This window comes from Lelliottia nimipressuralis (assembly GCF_004402045.1).
GTDB lineage: Bacteria > Pseudomonadota > Gammaproteobacteria > Enterobacterales > Enterobacteriaceae > Enterobacter > Enterobacter chinensis.
In genome coordinates, this window is the sequence record NZ_SOMG01000030.1 from 1034628 (window position 1) to 1053279 (window position 18652).

The 18652-nt window shown below is 53.9% G+C and carries 17 protein-coding genes and 1 pseudogene; 4 read left to right on the top strand and 14 right to left on the bottom strand.

Annotation, left to right across the window (positions count from 1 at the left end):
• The first annotated feature begins 91 nt into the window (after nucleotides 1–91).
• Nucleotides 92–1039, top strand: coding sequence for a ribose-phosphate diphosphokinase (gene prs, locus E3U32_RS22555; protein WP_003856663.1), 948 nt, complete (start codon nucleotides 92–94; stop codon nucleotides 1037–1039).
• 124 nt (nucleotides 1040–1163) lie between these two features.
• Complete coding sequence (dauA, locus tag E3U32_RS22560; RefSeq protein WP_134350588.1) at nucleotides 1164–2843, top strand: C4-dicarboxylic acid transporter DauA; 1680 nt, start codon at nucleotides 1164–1166, stop codon at nucleotides 2841–2843.
• On the opposite strand, the gene E3U32_RS22565 is transcribed toward dauA, so the two are convergent.
• Both E3U32_RS22565 and ychH read right to left on the bottom strand, forming a co-directional pair.
• Nucleotides 2829–3887, bottom strand: a complete 1059-nt coding sequence (locus tag E3U32_RS22565; protein WP_134350589.1) for a MerR family transcriptional regulator — start codon at nucleotides 3885–3887, stop codon at nucleotides 2829–2831. The genes dauA and E3U32_RS22565 overlap by 15 nt on opposite strands.
• 120 nt (nucleotides 3888–4007) lie before the next feature.
• Nucleotides 4008–4283, bottom strand: a complete 276-nt coding sequence (gene ychH, locus E3U32_RS22570; protein WP_024907062.1) for a stress-induced protein YchH — start codon at nucleotides 4281–4283, stop codon at nucleotides 4008–4010.
• Nucleotides 4284–4557: 274 nt separating this feature from the next.
• Between ychH and pth the strand changes: the two genes are divergently transcribed.
• Nucleotides 4558–5142, top strand: coding sequence for an aminoacyl-tRNA hydrolase (gene pth / locus E3U32_RS22575; protein WP_134350590.1), 585 nt, complete (start codon nucleotides 4558–4560; stop codon nucleotides 5140–5142).
• A gap of 126 nt (nucleotides 5143–5268) precedes the next feature.
• The gene (ychF, locus tag E3U32_RS22580; RefSeq protein ID WP_010432886.1) at nucleotides 5269–6363 is read left to right on the top strand and encodes a redox-regulated ATPase YchF; all 1095 of its coding nucleotides are present in this window, start codon (nucleotides 5269–5271) and stop codon (nucleotides 6361–6363) included.
• A 54-nt stretch (nucleotides 6364–6417) separates the two neighbouring features.
• Here ychF and E3U32_RS22585 read toward each other — a convergent pair whose 3' ends face one another.
• From E3U32_RS22585 to E3U32_RS22640, 12 genes and pseudogenes are all read right to left on the bottom strand, one after another.
• Nucleotides 6418–6711: a YciI family protein gene (locus E3U32_RS22585; protein WP_134350591.1), complete on the bottom strand. Its 294-nt coding sequence runs from the start codon at nucleotides 6709–6711 to the stop codon at nucleotides 6418–6420.
• 147 nt (nucleotides 6712–6858) lie between these two features.
• Nucleotides 6859–7179 (bottom strand): hypothetical protein, encoded by a 321-nt coding sequence (locus E3U32_RS22590; RefSeq protein WP_134350592.1) that lies wholly within the window; start codon nucleotides 7177–7179, stop codon nucleotides 6859–6861.
• A gap of 73 nt (nucleotides 7180–7252) precedes the next feature.
• Nucleotides 7253–7633: a hypothetical protein gene (locus E3U32_RS22595; RefSeq protein ID WP_134350593.1), complete on the bottom strand. Its 381-nt coding sequence runs from the start codon at nucleotides 7631–7633 to the stop codon at nucleotides 7253–7255.
• A gap of 8 nt (nucleotides 7634–7641) precedes the next feature.
• Entirely contained in the window at nucleotides 7642–7779 is a 138-nt protein-coding gene (locus E3U32_RS23865; protein ID WP_286164457.1) for a hypothetical protein, read from the bottom strand.
• Between the two features lie 212 nt (nucleotides 7780–7991).
• A complete protein-coding gene (locus E3U32_RS22605) occupies nucleotides 7992–8216 on the bottom strand; it encodes a hypothetical protein (RefSeq protein ID WP_134350594.1) in 225 nt (74 codons plus the stop codon).
• Nucleotides 8217–8227: 11 nt separating this feature from the next.
• Nucleotides 8228–9676 (bottom strand): annotated as a pseudogene (locus E3U32_RS22610) (RHS repeat domain-containing protein); the annotation flags it as partial.
• Between the two features lie 140 nt (nucleotides 9677–9816).
• Nucleotides 9817–10299 (bottom strand): competence protein ComJ, encoded by a 483-nt coding sequence (gene comJ / locus E3U32_RS22615; RefSeq protein ID WP_134350595.1) that lies wholly within the window; start codon nucleotides 10297–10299, stop codon nucleotides 9817–9819.
• Between the two features lie 576 nt (nucleotides 10300–10875).
• Nucleotides 10876–11232 (bottom strand): SMI1/KNR4 family protein, encoded by a 357-nt coding sequence (locus E3U32_RS22620; protein ID WP_134350596.1) that lies wholly within the window; start codon nucleotides 11230–11232, stop codon nucleotides 10876–10878.
• Between the two features lie 21 nt (nucleotides 11233–11253).
• A complete protein-coding gene (locus E3U32_RS22625) occupies nucleotides 11254–15669 on the bottom strand; it encodes an RHS repeat-associated core domain-containing protein (protein ID WP_134350597.1) in 4416 nt (1471 codons plus the stop codon).
• Nucleotides 15670–15672: 3 nt separating this feature from the next.
• Complete coding sequence (locus E3U32_RS22630) at nucleotides 15673–16113, bottom strand: DcrB-related protein (protein WP_134350598.1); 441 nt, start codon at nucleotides 16111–16113, stop codon at nucleotides 15673–15675.
• Between the two features lie 75 nt (nucleotides 16114–16188).
• The gene (locus E3U32_RS22635; protein WP_134350599.1) at nucleotides 16189–18111 is read right to left on the bottom strand and encodes a type VI secretion system Vgr family protein; all 1923 of its coding nucleotides are present in this window, start codon (nucleotides 18109–18111) and stop codon (nucleotides 16189–16191) included.
• A 65-nt stretch (nucleotides 18112–18176) separates the two neighbouring features.
• Nucleotides 18177–18611, bottom strand: coding sequence for a hypothetical protein (locus E3U32_RS22640; RefSeq protein WP_134350600.1), 435 nt, complete (start codon nucleotides 18609–18611; stop codon nucleotides 18177–18179).
• Nucleotides 18612–18652: the final 41 nt, after the last annotated feature.

An 18652-nucleotide genomic window follows, 5' to 3' on the forward strand; every position in this document is an offset into this window, starting at 1 on the left:
CTTTAATACACCGCCTGGATAGCATTTGCCTGGCCCGCACAGTTTGCGGCGAACGCTATCCACCACTGGACGCATGCCTGAGGTTCTTCTCGTGCCTGATATGAAGCTTTTTGCTGGTAACGCCACCCCGGAACTAGCACAACGTATTGCCAACCGCCTGTACACTTCCCTCGGCGACGCCGCCGTAGGTCGCTTTAGCGACGGCGAAGTCAGCGTACAAATCAACGAAAATGTACGCGGTGGTGATATTTTCATCATCCAGTCCACCTGTGCTCCAACAAACGACAACCTGATGGAACTGGTTGTTATGGTCGACGCCCTGCGTCGTGCTTCAGCAGGCCGTATCACTGCTGTTATTCCTTACTTCGGCTATGCCCGTCAGGACCGTCGCGTTCGTTCCGCGCGTGTGCCAATCACCGCTAAAGTTGTCGCTGACTTCCTGTCCAGCGTCGGCGTTGACCGCGTTCTGACCGTTGACCTGCACGCAGAGCAGATCCAGGGCTTCTTCGACGTCCCGGTTGATAACGTATTCGGCAGCCCAATCCTGCTGGAAGACATGCTGCAGCTGAACCTGGATAACCCAATCGTGGTTTCTCCGGACATCGGCGGCGTGGTACGTGCTCGTGCTATCGCTAAGCTGCTGAACGATACCGACATGGCGATCATCGACAAACGTCGTCCGCGCGCTAACGTTTCTCAGGTGATGCACATCATCGGTGACGTTGCTGGCCGTGACTGCGTGCTGGTTGACGACATGATCGATACCGGTGGTACGCTGTGTAAAGCCGCTGAAGCGCTGAAAGAGCGTGGTGCCAAGCGCGTGTTCGCTTACGCGACCCACCCGATCTTCTCCGGCAATGCGGTAAACAACCTGCGCAACTCCGTTATTGACGAAGTTGTGGTGTGCGATACCATCCCACTGAGCGACGAGATCAAGGCACTGCCAAACGTACGTACTCTGACTCTGTCCGGGATGCTGGCCGAAGCGATTCGTCGTATCAGCAACGAAGAATCCATCTCTGCAATGTTCGAACACTAATCGAATACGGCCAAAAAACCCGCTGCGGCGGGTTTTTTTGTCTCTGGGTTTTATTTGTATGATTAATGCCTCCTTCACCTGCCATTGATATGACAGATGATGCGCATACGGATGATAGATAATTGTGAAAAACGTAACTTCCTCACATGTTCTGCCCTTTCGCGCCCTCATCGACGCCTGCTGGAAAGAGAAATACACCTCATCACGCTTTGTACGTGACCTGATTGCCGGGATCACCGTCGGCATTATCGCCATCCCGCTGGCAATGGCGCTGGCGATTGGCAGCGGCGTTGCGCCGCAGTACGGTCTGTACACCTCGGCTGTCGCCGGGATAGTCATCGCCCTGACCGGCGGTTCACGCTTTAGCGTCTCCGGCCCGACCGCCGCTTTTGTGGTGATCCTCTACCCCGTTTCGCAACAGTTTGGGCTGGCGGGCCTGTTGGTCGCCACCCTGATGTCCGGGGTCTTTTTAATTCTGTTTGGCCTGGCCCGTTTTGGCCGCCTGATTGAGTACATACCCCTTTCCGTCACGCTGGGGTTCACATCCGGGATCGGTATCACCATCGGGACAATGCAAATCAAGGATTTCCTCGGCCTGCAAATGGCTCACGTCCCTGAACACTATCTGCAAAAAGTGGGCGCGCTGTTTATGGCGCTGCCGACTGCAAACTTGGGCGACGCCGCCATCGGGATTGTGACGCTGGGTACGCTGATCGTCTGGCCTCGTCTGGGCATTCGTCTGCCGGGCCATCTGCCCGCGCTACTGCTGGGCTGCGCGGTGATGGCTATCGTGAATATGTTTGGTGGTCATGTCGCGACTATCGGCTCGCAGTTCCACTATGTTCTGGCGGACGGTTCACAGGGCAGCGGCATTCCGCAACTGTTACCGCAGCTGGTGCTGCCGTGGGACATGCCCGGTTCCAGCTTTACCCTCAGCTGGGACTCCCTGCGTGCTCTGCTTCCTGCCGCGTTCTCTATGGCGATGCTGGGGGCGATTGAATCCCTGCTCTGCGCCGTGGTGCTTGACGGCATGACCGGCACCAAACATAAAGCCAACGGCGAGCTGGTCGGCCAGGGCTTAGGCAACCTCATCGCACCGTTTTTTGGCGGTATTACGGCCACGGCGGCTATCGCCCGTTCTGCAGCGAACGTGCGCGCCGGGGCAACCTCACCGGTTTCTGCGGTTATCCACTCCGTGCTGGTGATCCTCGCCCTGCTGATCCTCGCTCCGCTGCTCTCCTGGCTGCCGCTCTCCGCCATGGCCGCCCTGCTGCTGATGGTGGCCTGGAACATGAGCGAGGCGCATAAGGTAGTGAACCTGCTGCGTCGCGCCCCGAAAGACGACATCATCGTGATGCTGATCTGTATGTCGCTGACCGTGCTGTTCGATATGGTCATCGCCATCAGCGTCGGGATCGTGCTGGCTTCCCTGCTGTTTATGCGACGCATTGCGCAGATGACGCGCCTCTCCCCGGTTAACGTGGAGGTGCCTGATGATGTGCTGGTGCTGCGCGTAATTGGCCCGCTGTTCTTCGCCGCGGCGGAAGGCCTGTTCAGCGATCTGGAGTCCCGCATGGCGGGCAAACGGATTGTGGTACTGAAATGGGATGCCGTACCGGTGCTGGATGCCGGCGGGCTGGATGCCTTCCAGCGCTTCGTGAAACGTCTGCCGGAAGGCTGCGAGCTGCGGGTGAGTAACCTGGAGTTCCAGCCCCTGCGCACCATGGCGCGCGCAGGCGTGCAGCCCATCCCTGGCCGACTCTCCTTCTACCCTAACCGGGATGCCGCGCTAGCGGACCTGTGAGCCACCTGATGCAGAGAAACGTCTCTGCATCATCACTCCGATAGCCTGCTGGAGCCACCCAAGCACGGCAGGCGTCATCCATGTTCCCTTCATTAGATGAGGCTCCTGCTGCATGGCCACGCGAAACTTTTGCTGGGTCTCCGGGTTCGTACCCGCGTACGACTGGAACAACGCCAGCCAGTTTTCGGCAAGCTCTTGCGCCTCTTCAGAGGCGGGGTCGAGATGTTCCCGCTGCGCCTGGTGCACTTTTGCCACCAGCGGCGGCCACTCCATCATGCGGTCAAAGTAGTGTTTCCGGGTAAAAGCCATCTCTTCGGCAGAGAGATATTTCTCCCAGATAATAAGCTTCGATTCGGCAAACGCCCGCGTAATGTAATCGGTCATCTCCGGCGTAATGCCGGTCTGTACCTGCATCTGTGGCTCAACGCTGTGCATTTCGTTCAGCCGGGTGAGAAACTCCGGCTTACCCGCCGTGTCCTGCTCCAGGCGTTCCATCCAGCGCGTTGCCAGGTCCATCGCCCGGGCGTCCGTCACGGGTATGTGTTGTTCCAGCAGCATGCTGGCCTCTGCAACCAGCCCTGACCAGATAGCCGCCAGCGCATCCTTCTGCACCGCAAACGGCAGCTGCTGTAACTCTTTTTTGCTAAACCAGCGATCGTACATATTCATCAACTCCAGAGTCTGTAGCCAGGATTCCAGATCGGGAGTCTCATCAGCGGCAAGCCCGGTGCGTAAGTCCATCAGCCGGTCGCGCAGCGTGTTTATGCTGCGCAGCTGTTTATCCAGCAGGCTGATTTGCGCATCGAGGAGTTCCGTTAACGACAGCGACTCCTGTTCCAGAAAATCCCTGATCTCAGCAAGTTCCAGCCCCGCTTTTGCCAGCGCCTGGATCATGTGCAGACGCTGAACATCCGCCAGGTTGTAAAGCCGGTAACCTGCCGCGCTTCTGGCAGAAGGCAGCAACAACCCTGTTTGCTCATAGTGATGCAATGTTCGCACGGTGATACCGGCCCTTTTCGCCAGCTCACCCACCTGAATCAACATAACTGCTCCTTTTACTTTGCCAGTGCCGTCACTCTGGAGCCTTACGTTACGTGAGGGTCAACCCTTGATGCAAAAAAAACGACTCCCTCGGGAGCCGTTTCGGTGTTTCTTATCGTAGCACTAGCTGTGTTTATGCTGGTCGCGACGACAGCGTTTATCGTAGTGGCGCACCCACCAGTATTTGTCACACACTTCCTCATGGCCGCTGACGCGCGCCCCGGCGAGCCACAGCACCGCCCCAATGAAGATGCTTAATATCGCGCCATGTGCGAAGTATTGCGGGAGATCAAGCTGCGGCAATTGGTTTAAAATTGAATAACCCACGCCGGCTACCATCACGAACAGCCCCAACCCCATGAGCACGTTACCGAGTAACGAAGCGTTTTTGCGTTTCATGTGTCACCTCCGGAACTTTGGGTTGTCAGGGGAAAAGCCCCTAATCCTTGTGTGTAAAGTATAGACAACGCCCCTTTTATGAGTTGCGTGAATGATCACAATTACAGATAACTCCCAAACAAAAGTTTACAAATAAGACTTTGAACAGCTTGAAATTCTAATTGTTCAAATAAGAAATTATTCGTATTTCACTGCGAAGATCGCAGAATTTTGTCAAGCGGCGCGCCAGACAGTAAACTACGCGCCAGATCTGGAACCCATTAGGAATTAAATCGTGACGATTAAACTGATTGTCGGCCTCGCCAACCCTGGCGCAGAGTATGCGGCCACCCGCCACAACGCCGGGGCATGGTATGTCGATCTGCTGGCCGAGCGGTTACGTGCTCCTCTGCGTGAAGAACCTAAATTCTTCGGGTATACCTCACGTATCAACCTTGCAGGCGCGGATGTTCGCTTACTGGTGCCCACCACGTTTATGAACCTGAGCGGTAAAGCGGTGGCGGCGATGGCGACGTTTTATCGCATTAATCCGGATGAAATTCTGGTGGCCCACGATGAGCTGGATCTCCCGCCTGGCGTGGCAAAATTCAAACTGGGCGGCGGGCACGGCGGCCACAACGGTCTTAAAGACATCATCAGCAAGCTGGGCAATAACCCGAATTTTCACCGTTTGCGCGTAGGAATCGGCCATCCGGGCGATAAAAACAAAGTTGTCGGTTTTGTTCTGGGTAAACCCCCGATTTCTGAGCAGAAACTGATTGACGAGGCGGTAGACGAAGCGGCGCGCTGCACCGAAATCTGGCTGAAAGATGGGTTAACCAAGGCGACAAACCGCTTGCACGCTTTCAAAGCGCAATAATCCGCCCGATACGGCTTTTTTACCGCGCGTCATGCGGGTTACGTGTATAATAGGCGTAGTTATTTACTTTTCATCAGTCGGTTATCGTTAACGGATTGATTATCAAGATATTAAGGTGATTTAGAAATGGGATTCAAATGCGGTATCGTCGGTCTGCCAAACGTGGGCAAATCCACCCTGTTTAACGCGCTTACCAAAGCGGGTATCGAAGCGGCGAACTTCCCGTTCTGTACCATCGAACCTAACACCGGCGTTGTGCCAATGCCGGATCCGCGTCTGGACCAGCTCGCGGAAATCGTGAAGCCGCAGCGTATTCTGCCGACCACCATGGAGTTCGTGGACATCGCGGGCCTGGTAAAAGGCGCATCCAAAGGTGAAGGTCTGGGCAACCAGTTCCTGACCAACATTCGTGAAACCGAAGCGATCGGTCACGTTGTGCGCTGCTTCGAGAACGACAACATCATCCACGTAAACAACAAAGTGGATCCGGCCGACGACATCGACGTCATCAATACCGAGCTGGCGCTCTCTGACCTCGACACCTGCGAACGCGCCATTCACCGCGTGCAGAAGAAAGCCAAAGGCGGCGACAAAGACGCGAAAGCGGAACTGGCTGCGCTGGAAAAATGTCTGCCACAGCTGGAAAACGCGGGCATGCTGCGCGCGCTGAAAAACCTGACTGAAGAAGACAAAGCGGCAATCAAATACCTGAGCTTCCTGACCCTGAAGCCAACCATGTACATCGCCAACGTTAACGAAGACGGTTTCGAGAACAACCCGTACCTCGACAAAGTGCGTGAAATCGCAGCGGCTGAAGGTTCTGTGGTTGTTGCCGTGTGCGCTGCCGTTGAATCTGATATCGCCGAGCTGGACGATGCCGACCGTGAAGAGTTCATGGCCGAGCTGGGTCTGGAAGAGCCGGGCCTGAACCGCGTGATCCGCGCAGGCTATGAGCTGCTGAACCTGCAGACCTACTTCACCGCTGGCGTGAAAGAAGTGCGTGCGTGGACCATCCCTGTAGGCGCAACTGCACCTCAGGCGGCTGGTAAAATCCACACCGACTTCGAGAAAGGCTTTATTCGTGCGCAGACTATCGCGTTTGAAGACTTCATCACCTACAAGGGTGAGCAAGGCGCGAAAGAAGCAGGCAAGATGCGTGCGGAAGGGAAAGATTATATCGTTAAAGATGGTGACGTAATGAACTTCCTGTTTAACGTCTGATTCGTCTTGAACGAAAAAAATCCACGCCCTGGCGTGGATTTTTTTATTGCGGCGTCAAAACACATTGTCTAAGAGATCTGTCTTCATACTGGGTTCAAAGGGAATGATTTCGGCGGTCGCAAGCTTTAACGCCTGAAAAGGATCCTCGCGTAAGCGCTCTTCAAGAGAAGCAAGACTCTCGCATTTAGCGAGAATGACTCCACCGTTTCTTGGGATCCGTCTCCCGGAAGCCAGAAATATCCCCTCTGCATACCCCTTTTTTAGCCACTCAACATGAGCAGATATCGCTGCATCAACCTCGTCAAGGGGTTTTATATAGGTCAATATGACAATGTAAACCGTGCTCATCCTTTGCCTCTTAGCTCTGTTTTTAAACCGCTTGTTGGAACTGCTGATACAGTCCCTCTTTTGCCACCGTTTATTGTTATTATTTTTTGGGCGCATGTGATCTTAATACGCAGGGCCCGATCGAGACAACGCGTTACGCTTCATCTCTCAGGAATAAAACCAATCATGCCAGCCGTTTTGCTTTTCCGCATAGCTACAGACCACAACCACTTCCTTTGACAGGTTGAAAGTTAAGTAATAGAAAAATGCGCCTTCAGGAGGTGCAGACCAAAATAGTTTTTCGCCCTGCGCATTGAAGATGGTCAAAACGGTTGGTAGTGGCTTTGGCTCGCTTAACGCAAAGACTAACTGGCGTGTTGAGTCGACCATTGCGAGATCTGAGCAAGATATATTTAAGCGTACATTTTTTGTACAGCACATCCATTCGAGCACGCTATTTTCTTTAATAAACCTGAAGTCAGCGATCATCTTCACTCTTAATAAATATTTTCATTAGGATGATTCAACACTTATGTAGAAAATTTAGTATATAGCATAAACATTATGTTGTTACTATATATCCTAACAATATAATTTTATATCTGGCAGGCTGACTTTCCCCCTCCGCCAACACAATATGCAAAGTGTCATCTGGTAATAAATGACGAAAAACATAAATATCCAGATCATTATTTTTATAAGAAGGTTTAAGATCATCTTGATATGTTATAACTTTAATCTCCGAAATATTATATAAAACTTCACTTATCAAATCGTTCTGGAGATTCCAAAGAGGTTTGGCGTCTTTATTTTGGAAAATAATATCGCTATTTAATTGTGGGATAAAGATCTTATCTGAATAATCATAAAAATCATCATCCTTTCCGTCATAGATGATTTTACCCGGTCTGTAATTATAACTTTTTAGTAGAATAGGCTTCATATTCCTAATCATGGACCATAAAAATGCATCAGTTTGTTAAGATCATCTAAATCTTGTGCGGTTGGCTTATTTTGCTCCATTTTATCATATTCATACATTATTCCTTTCATAGGAATACCAGATTCATGATTGATTGCCCAAGCCATTAACTCATTAATATCGGACTGTTTTTTTAAAGTACTCTTTAAAAATCTATGGAGAAGTTTTTCAGCATCTTTTTTTTTCTAAAAAAGACATATTACTTACCCAGCGGTACATCAACGAAGTACATTATCATTCTGGCGCTGTCAATTATACTGCACCCGATTCTTTTTGCTATGAAAACCAAAATTAATTACCCACCTACTGTAAGAATCTATTATTCTTTCGAAAAGAACGGTTTGTTTTTTCCCTCTCTAGTCTGAGTGGCAATAATAACTTCATAAGCATCGCTTTCACTTTTTTGTGCTTTCAATGCCTCTTCTAATGTAATTTTCGATTCCTTTTCAATCATAGCAATAGTTCCGGTATCATATCGGATAAAATATTCACCACTTCTTTTAATTATGTCAATACCAAAACCTGTAAAAATAAGTTCATCCATTTTTCATACCTCTATTTATTTATAATTGGTGTAATCAACGCATCACCGACAGGTGTTTGATCTATTACGGCCTCAGGGATACCTCCTGACGTCTTACCACCAGGAACCCAAAAATCATTAGCTCCCCCCTCGTTGCCTGAAGGCATCCTAAGCCCTTGAGGTTTAAGGATATCTATTCTAACCGGTGAATCGCCGAGATCTCCAGGGTCTAATCCCAACATTTTCTCTAACTTCCCGACATCCCCGCCAGCTTTCGTAATAATATTATCAGCAACTGATTTTGGCATCACAAAATGAACAGATGGAGGACCAATCTCAGCTCTATTTACTTCCCAAGCAATTTTAGAAATACCATCGTTAAATAATGCAAGATGTTGCTTAACATAGGAAGGTTTTAAATAGGTTGTTGGGTTTGGCCGATTGGGCTTCGTCGTACCTTTTAATGAATTATACGCCTTTGCTGCCCATGCCCTACTTGAGAAAACTCCTTTTGTTTTATTCTGGAAATCATTCCAGCTATTTCTGCACGACAAACCCCACGGATCCACCCACCCCAGCGCATTCGGCGCATATTGGTAAAGGTTTATCCCCCCCGCCAGCCCTATCGGGTCCTGCTGCGTAAACCGTCCGCAGTCCGGGTCGTAATACCGGAACAGATTGTAGTGCAGCCCTGTCTCACGGTCCAGGTATTGCCCCTGCATGCGCAGGTTCTGGGAATATCCTGATAGCTGCGTTTCGCTTTCCCGCAGCAGCTTGCCCCAGGCGCTGTTAACGCCTTCCCAGCGCACCTGCCCTTCGATATCCGTCATCCGCTCCGGCGTGCCGTTGGGCTGGCAGTGGAACCAGAAGATTTCCGGGGCATCAGCGGCGTCAATACGTGCCAGCGGGTCGTAGCTGTCCTGGTCACTGTAGACGTAGGTAAGCGGCACGTCTCCGTGCAGCTCCTGCAGCAGGCGGAACCCTTCCCAGACAAACCGGGTAGTGACCGGCTTGCCGACTGGCTGACCGCCCAGCATCTGGCGGCGCGTTTTGCTGATGCGTCGTCCGAGCGGATCGTAGCGGAAGCTGACCTGCGTCTGCGGCCTGTTGCGATCCCGTGGCTGACTAATCACCTCCGTCAGGCGATGTTCGCCGTCATAGCGGTAGTGCCAGCGAGTCTGACCGTTATCTTTCTCCACGGTGCGGCCGTGGATGTCATAACGCCAGCGAATGCCGTTCATTTGTGTCAGGCGGTTGTGCGTGACCTTCTCAGCAGAGCCTTCGAGCGGGTTACCGGAGCATCCCAGCGGCGGGACCAGCGGCGCGGCGACGGGCGCTGGGCATTGCCTGTAAGACGTCACGGCGATGCAGTTGACCAAGGCGGTCGTACTCGCTGCGGGTGGTCAGCAACCCCTGCGTGCGGCTCGTCTCCCGTGGAGCTCATCGCGGGTAAAATCGGAGACCGACAGCTTATTGAGAGCAGGGCGAGCGAGGCGCGAAATTAGCAGGCAAGATGCGTGCGGAAGGGAAAGATTAGATCGTTAAAGATGGCGATGTGATGAACTTCCTGTTTAACGTTTGATTTGTTTTGAATGAATAAAAATCCCAGATAGTATTAAATTTAAAAAACACCTTCCTTGAGAGGATGGTCTTTTATTCCCCCCCAAGGGTCATCTAGCAAAAACTTAGCAGTAATAGCATCTTTTGCCGGTACAAGAGTGAAATTATAGTAAATTTCATCCCCTTCACAAATCTCATAAAAGAGTGAATAAACTTTATCGCTCACATCTATATTTAAATCAAATTTCTCAGTTGCAGAAGCGATCTGCAACTTATGTTTATCCGTGATGAAAAATGGTACAACAATACAGCGCTGAGCATTTTCATCAAATTTGAAAGCATTTTCTATTTTGATATTGACGTTTGCTCCAAACGCATCCTCTGGTAATGGATCGAATATAACATAATCCTTGTGTAGAACAGCACCTTGAGAAACATTGCCTTTTCCCCACCGACTCAGCTTTTCGTCATAGTCTCGGGATCGTAACAATATTTGACTATGCGAAATCAGCAGATCAACTATTTGTATTTTTTTATCATTCATTACATTTCCTTGACTTTTATTCTCGTTCTAACTGGAAGTTCTGATAAAAGTTTACCAATACTTGAACCTGCACCACAGTTACTGCCCTTCGATATCCGTCATCGGTGCAGTCGAGTTGGCATTGGAACCAGAAAATCTCCGGGGCATCGATACTCGCCAGCGAATCGTAGCTGTCTTGATCGCTGTAGACATAGGTAAGCAGAGCATCCCAGTGCACTTCCTTCAGCAGACGGTTATGGATTATCTTCTCAGGGGATCCTCTGATCGGATTCCCGGCAGCTTCCCAACACCACTGCTCCTGTCCCTCAGCATGCTGTCCTGAACGAGTAGTCGCCGGCGCTATTGTCCTAGTTGAACGGGTTATCGTCCCGCTTTTCCCGCACTAGGTTATTGCGGTAGCCGTAATCCGAGCGGAGAGACCAGCGGCGTAGCACTGGGTGCGAAAGGTAAAGATTACATCATTAAAAATTGCGATATGATGAACTTCTTTTTTATGTTTGATTTGTTTTGAAAAAAAATCCACGATTTGGCGTGGATTTTCCAATATTCTGAACTAGGTCTTTAATAAATAAAAAATTATAGCATAAATATACTATTACTTTCTTTATCCATGTCTAGACTTCCTAACGCTCCAAGATCTAAAGAATAAATCTCATCAGTACCTTTGCGCAAATTCAAAAAGTAACCCAAATCACCATCTTGACCAATCAATAAAACGCCAGGCTCAACCGCTTGAATTGTGTAAGTGTCATTCCTTTCAAGTAAGTCAAAACAATTGAAAACATAAAGCTGGTCACCATTTGCTCGTTGAATTTCATAAGAGTCACTATCCTTGACGTTCTCAATCATAAAGCGCTTATATTCAGAAGGTAAAGACATGTGTATGAGCTTTTCAATTTCATTTAACTGATCAATTAAATCCTGTTTTTCCATATCGGCTTACCTATAAATAAGTTATATATCAAAATAAACATTACTACTATTAGACTCTCTCAATTGGTCAAAATATTTATATGAATCACTAATCGATTTCCTTGCCTGCTGCTTTGGAACACCTGCATCAATCATTTCTTTGTAACTGATATGGAACTCTTGTTTCAACGTTGTATCCCAACCTCCAGGCAAAGCTCTACGAGTTCGTTGAGCAGAACTTATATTAGCGTGTGGACTGCCTGATGCGGATTTAAGTAACGTAGCAGGTGCAGTATTTCTCTGGTAACCGTTTATTCTTTTCTTAGCCCAAGCGTCTTGTATTGGGTGGTGACTTTGTACAAACCCATCATTTTTACTATTTGTATGGCCCGACGCTCTGTTTACACCAGGAGAAAGATTACCATGTGGATCAACATCACCAGTTTTATATCCGTTCGGTGCTTTGCATCTCGACAACCCCCACGGATCCACCCACCCCAGCGCATTCGGCGCATACTGGTAAAGGTTTATCCCCCCCGCCAGCCCTATCGGGTCCTGCTGCGTAAACCGTCCGCAGTCCGGGTCGTAATACCGGAACAGATTGTAGTGCAGCCCTGTCTCACGGTCCAGGTATTGTCCCTGCATGCGCAGGTTCTGGGAATATCCTGATAGCTGCGTCTCGCTTTCCCGCAGCAGCTTGCCCCAGGCGCTGTTAACGCCTTCCCAGCGCACCTGCCCTTCGATATCCGTCATCTGTTCCGGCGTGCCGTTCGGCTGGCAGTGGAACCAGAAGATCTCCGGGGCATCAGCGCCGTCAATACGCGCCAGCGGGTCGTAGCTGTCCTGGTCGCTGTAGACGTAGGTCAGCGGCACGTCTCCGTGCAGCTCCTGCAGCAGGCGGAAGCCTTCCCAGACAAATCGGGTAGTGACCGGCTTGCCGGCTGGCTGACCGCCCAGCATCTGGCGGCGCGTTTTGCTGATACGGCGTCCGAGCGGATCGTAGCGGAAGCTGACCTGCGTCTGCGGCCTGTTGCGATCCCGTGGCTGGCTAATCACCTCCGTCAGGCGGTGCTCACCGTCGTACCGGTAATGCCAGCGGATCTGGCCGTTATCCTTCTCCACGGTGCGCCCGTGGATGTCATAACGCCAGCGAATGCCGTTCAGCTGCGTCAGGCGGTTGTGCGTAATCTTCTCAGCAGAGCCTTCGAGCGGATTACCGGCAGCATCCCAGCGCCACTGCTCCTGTCCGGGCAGCGTGCCGTCCTGAACCAGCAGGCGTCCGGCGCTGTCGTACTGCCAGCGGTACCAGCTGAACGGGTTATCGTCCCGCTCTTCCCGTACCAGGTTATTGCGGTAGTCGTAATCCCAGCGGCGGGACCAGCGGCGCGGCGACGGGCGCTGGGCGTTACCGGTGAAAACATCCCGGCGATGCAGTCGACCGAGACGGTCGTACTCGCTGCGGGTGGTCAGCAGCCCCTGCGTGCGGCTGGTCTCCCGGTGGAGTTCGTCGCGGGTAAAGTCGGAGACCGACAGCTTATCGAGAGCAATGCCGAGCAGATGCCCGCTGCCGTAGTAGAACTGTTTTAGCTCGCGGCCATCGGGCAGCGTAACGGAGGTGCGGTTGCCAAGGGCGTCATACTGCCACGCCAGCTCGCCGTGCTCGCCCGCTTCGCGCGTCACGCGACCGAGCGCATCATATTCAAAGGCAAGCTCCTGCTCTGCCTCGGTGCTCCAGGCGTCTGCTGAAAGCGCAGGATGCAGCCCAATCCGGCTTAACAGCCCGGACGGCGTGTAGTGGTAGCGGGTCTGTCCTTCCGGCGTGGTGCGGGCGACCAGCTGGCCGCTCGCGCTCCAGGCAAAGGCGTGGGTAATGGCTTCGGGATGACCGGCGGCAAAGGTACGCGCTATCGTGCGCCCGCAGGCGTCGTAGCGATACTGCGAGGCCACGCCATCGAGCCCTACCTCTTCCAGCAGCAGCGAATCTGCTCCCCAGCGGAACTGATACGCTTCACCGTTTTCGTTTTCAAGGGCAATCAGACGCCCTCGGCTGTCCCAGCGGCGACGGACCTCTTCACCCTGAGTATTACGCGTGGCGGTTAAGCGTCCTGCCCGATCGTATCTGAACTCACTTTCTTTACCATCAGCACCAGCATGCTTCACCGGCAGGCCATGTTCGTTCCATTTGAGCGATTCCGTCCAGCCTTCCGGGCGATCGAGCTGCACCGGGCGCCCTGCAGCGTCGTAGCGATAGCGCGTCTCTTCACCGTCGGCCCCAGTCTCGGCCACCAGCCAGCCCAGCGGATGATAGTGATACCGGGTTGTGCGGCCAGAGCAGTCCGTCGCTCGCACCACCTGTCCCGCCTCGTTGTACTCCTGGTAGCGGCTGTTGCCGGCGGCATCGACCTCCTCAACGACCTGACCAAACTCGTCCCGGCGCAGCAGCGTGGTCTGCCCCATCGGGTCCACCACGCGCTTCAGGCCGTGATGTTCGTCATACCAGAACCGGGTAGCGCTGCCGTCGGCTTCGATAATCGAAGACGGCAGCGCGCGGTGCTCAAGCCAGGTGGTGGTGCGGGCATTACCGTCGGCGTCGATCTCCTGCACCCGGTTGCCCATCTCGTCATAAACGAAGGTAACGGCATTCCCGAGCGGATCGATGCGGCGGGTCAGGAGCTCGTTGTCATCCCACTCGTAGCGCCAGTTTTCACCGCGCTCGTCAACGAAGCGGACGATCAGGCTCTGCGCATTCCAGTAGTGCTGACGCTTCTGACCATCATAGTGCTCGACGGTCGTTAGCCCGACGGCTAAATCATAGGTAAAGCGGCAGCCGTCACCGGTGCTGGTGCGGTTTTCCACCACGCGCCAGTGATCAAATTTTTTCCAGCGGTACTCGCTCTCCAGCCCGCCCGGCAGGCGGTGCCAGACCATCAGACCGTGGTCGTTATAGCGGTATTCGCGGGTGACGACGCCGGAGGCATCCGTCGCGCTCGCCAGCTGGCCGCGCGCATCGTAGCCCCACTGCATCAGCGGCCAGGTTCGGTTGCCGTCGAAATGGCTGGCAGCAGTCACGCGATGCGGGAACCGTTCGTCCTCATAGCGCAGGGTGACGTCTATCGCCCGCGGCTCATCGTGAAGACCAACCAGCCTGCCGTGCTCGTCCCACTCCGTCAGCAGCGCGTTGCCGTATTCATCACTCAGGGAGGCCAGACGCAGGATTAAGGGGTTCGCGCGTGTCGGTTTGTACAAACGCCACACAGCGCCGTCATCGTCGGCAATCGCCACGTCGCCGCTCTCATTGCGGCGGATAATAATGCCTTCGCTGATGCTGTAAAACGCCCGGTCGACAGGGGGCAGTTCGAAGCTCAGCTCGCGTCCGGTTTCGTCGAACCAGGTCGCGCTGTTCTCTTCAAGAGTCAGATAGCTGTCAAAGGCGGTCGCCCAGCCCAGGCCAAACAGCCCTTCGCGGGTGGTCAGGCTGTTGTAGCTGCGCTGCCAGCGAAGCGGGAAGCGGCCCGGCAGCGAGAAATCGAGTTCATCATCGTCATTCAGCACCTTCACGCCGGTGGCGGCGTGAACCGGGTGCGAGGAGCCAAACACGGCATTGACGGCCATATCGGCCAGCATCCCGCCGCCGGCTGCCGCCAGCGCGCAGGGCATGTTTTTCAGGATCTTGCCCGGACGGCCGCGCAGGAGGGAGAGCGCAATCATCCCCAGCGCCAGACCCGGCGTTTTGCCGCTTTTGATATCGCGAACCGTGAGCGTGTCGCCGCCGATGATCACGTTCGGGGAGACGTCATCGGAAACGGTCCCTTCGCAGGTGGTGCGATCTTTCGCACGCACCGCAGGCTGGCCGTTGATGAAGACGCTTTTCGAGCCTTCCGCCAGATACTGCGGTCCGGAGTGCTTTTCACACGCCACCTTGTCTTCTTCCAGCGGTGAGGTCCCCGCAGCGGCAGACGCCACGCTCGGCTGCCACATTTCGCTACCAAACTGTCCGGCAGCGGAAAGCAGCATGCCTGCGTAATCGGCAAAGCTGCCCGGCGACTGCGGCTCAGGTGAAGGGGTATCTGCTGGCGTCAGCGTTCCAGCCGCACGCGCGGCGGGGATCGCATTGGTCAGAACGTTATTCGAACCGGTGGTGATTTTACCCGCAGGCGACGGCGGGAAAATCGCGTTGCCTAACCCCTCAGCGGCGTTGCTGATATCGTCTGTGATCCCCGCCACGTTTGCCAGCACGCCGCCAATGATGCCGCTTAACAGACAGCTGGAGCCAATCGCCGCCACGCCTGCGGCTGCCGCCCCTGCCCCCAGCAATGGTGCCGCCACGGTAGCTGCTGCCCCCACCGCCGCGCCGATCACCGCATAAGCGGCGCCTTCCGCCACAATGCTGGTGATGTCCGCAAAAATGCTGGAGTGAATAATCTCGTCGCCCTTACGGGCCGCGTTGTTGTCGCTCATGCCTTACACATTCCGGTTGTCGTTCAGCGTCAGACTCTGCTTAAGCGCGCTCCAGCGCACCTCGTCCTCTTCAGTGAATGCTCTGAGTGCCGAGAGGGTAAAAATCATCAATACCGGTTTGCCCGGCGTCTGGACTGCCAGCTGTTTTTGCCACAGGCGCTGGCCGTTATGGTCAAAGTTGGTTTCAACTTCCAGACCGATGATGTTGCCGTCAGGCCCGGCTTTCACACCCTGGAACTCGCTCTGAACGACCTCGCCCATCTGCGGGCGCATCACGTCCCACTGGCGGTGGAACTCTTGTTCATAATCGCTGCCATCCGGGATAACGCCGCGGCTGACCACGACGGACAGCCCGCTTTCGTCATCGCGAATAATGTTCATGCTGTTATCCTGCCAGGCAGCAGGAAAAAGGGAAAACGAACCTTCCTGGAGGGTGTATTTCATTGATGAAACCGCGTCTAAGATTGCTGAAGAATATTAAGGGCCGTTATGGACAACATGGCGGCAGACAGTAAGCGGTTATTCTTTCGGCGGCGTGAATTTCGCCTGCACCGCCGCATCAATATCCCCTTTATGCCCCGATCCCGGCGCCGTGGTGCCCGGTTTTGTGCCTGAGGTATTCAGGTGCAGCTTACCGCCCGTCGTGATATGGCCATCCCCTTCAACAAAGAAGTTAAACTCTTTGCCGATCAGGCTAATTTTGCCGTTCGCGTTAAGCTCAATGGCGCTCTCGCCGGAGACCAGCCTCAGCTTTGTTCCGGAAGCGATAACGTACTGCTCCACCGCCGCATCCAGCTTGCCTTTCCCCGTCAGGATCTCGGTTCCACCTTTCACCGCCTGGATCTGATTAGCCTCCACGCGATGCAGCTCGTTTTTCTTCACGTAATGGCTGCGCTCGCCGCCGACGCTGTGCGTTTCATCATTCTTAACGCTGGTGTCCATATTCCGCTCGGCCTGGATCCACACCTGCTCCGCGCCCGCCTTATCTTCAAAGCGCAGGGCGTTGGCGTTGTCGACCGAGCCGTCTTTCGTCCGGCTCATAAAGCCCATCTGCGTCGCCGCTGCCGGCAGCGCCCACGGCGGCATGCTGGCTTCGTTATACACGCGACCGGTAATGATAGGACGGTCCGGGTCGCCGTTGATAAAGTCCACCACCACCTCATCGCCCACGCGCGGAATTTGCACCCCGCCGTAGCCCTGGCCCGCCCACGCGCTCGACACGCGCACCCAGCAGGAGCTGGTGTCGTCGCCCTTCGCCAGACGGTCCCAGTGGAACTTCACCTTCACGCGACCGTATTTGTCCGTCCAGATGCTCTCTCCCTGCGGCCCCACGACTTTCGCCGTCTGAGGGCCGTAGGTGCGCGGCCACGCCGTGCTCTGCGCCGGACGGTACGACACCGACGCCGGGATAACCGTGAAATCGGTGCGGTGAATGGTTTCACCTTCACCGCTGGCGTAGCGGTTCTCCTCGAAGTGATACCCCGCCGCCGTCACCAGATACTCGCCGTTATCGCTGAAGAATGGCGCGTTGGTCAGGGTGAAGATGTGGCCCGGCGCAATGCCCGCCGCCGTGGCGGTGGCCTGAATCTGCTGGTGCTCAACCTGCCAGCGCTCCTGACGAATGCGGGCATAGAACTCCGCATGACCCGTCTCGACAAATCTTCCCGGCCAGTCGTAGACGTCAATGCTGCCCGGCTTCGGCGACGCCGGGTTCTGCTGCGCCTGGAACAGCCATGCGTTCGGCTTGCGGAAGTCGTAGTCGTCGAGGCTGTAAATGCCCGGCGTCACGCTGTCCTCCAGCGCCCACTGGCCGATGCCCTCTTCGTCGGTACTGCCGCCGGACGGCGTCTGGTGATACGGAATCACCTCGTAGCCGCTGAACGGCTGATGCTGGGTGGCGGCGTCGGTGAGCACCAGCGTATGTTTGTCGGCCTCGTGGCTGAAGTGATAGGCAATCCCCTCCAGCTCCATCAGGCGGCTGATGAAGTCCAGGCTCGACTCCTGATACTGCACGCAATAGTCCCATACGCGGTAGCTGCCGGTGAGCTTATCCTCCACGTTGACCTGATGTTCCCCCAGCAGGGTTTTCACTATCTGCGGCACCGTCTGCCCCTGGAAGATACGCAGGTTACGGTCGCGCTTCATCGGCCACAGGTCCGGCTCCACCGTCAGCTGGTACACCGCGTAGCGGGTGCCCGTCAGCTCAACGGCGCTCACCGCCACGCGCGTGACTTTGCCGTTGATATAGCGGGAGGTAAGCAGGTTCTGCGTCGGGATGGTCACCGTGACCGGCTGCCCGAGCAATTTGCTGCGGTCAATGCGCGCATCCGTGCCGAGCAGGGTCAGCGTCAGGGCGAACGACTCAGACATCGCCTCGCGACCGGAAAGTTTCCAGAAGAGCAGCCCCTCGACCGGGAGCTGAACGGTAATTCGGTTGAGCATAATCGTTATTCCGTAAATGCAACATCTTTGTTTCAGCGGCCACGAAGCAGCATCAATCGCAACGCTTACTTAAGCCACAGGCCTGAAAACATAAGGACACACCCTAACGAGAGAAGGAGTTTAGCGAAGACAAATAAGGGCGGCGCTACGGTGCGTGACATCAGGGAGATCTTTTCATAATTGCGAAAATTCATTTTTTTATGCGCGGCCATAACGCCTGAAAATAGAGTACACAGCAAAGCGACGGCAAATTTCATACCCCAGACGCACAGGAGAGACATAGAAATGATGATGGTGTATTTTTTTGCCACCGCTACAGGGAATAATAAAAATGACTGCGCCAGCCATTTCAAAAAGAAACCAATGACAACCGTAGAAAGCAGAACAAGCACCAACATCAGGCCCGTTATGATCCACTGTTTTTTATTAAATAAGTTCTTTTCATTCCAGATAACCGCCAGCGTCAGGAATAAAAAGAAAAGAAAGAAAAACCAGTGCATTACAATTTATCCCATCGACTACCCCGTCGCCTTACGGTGAC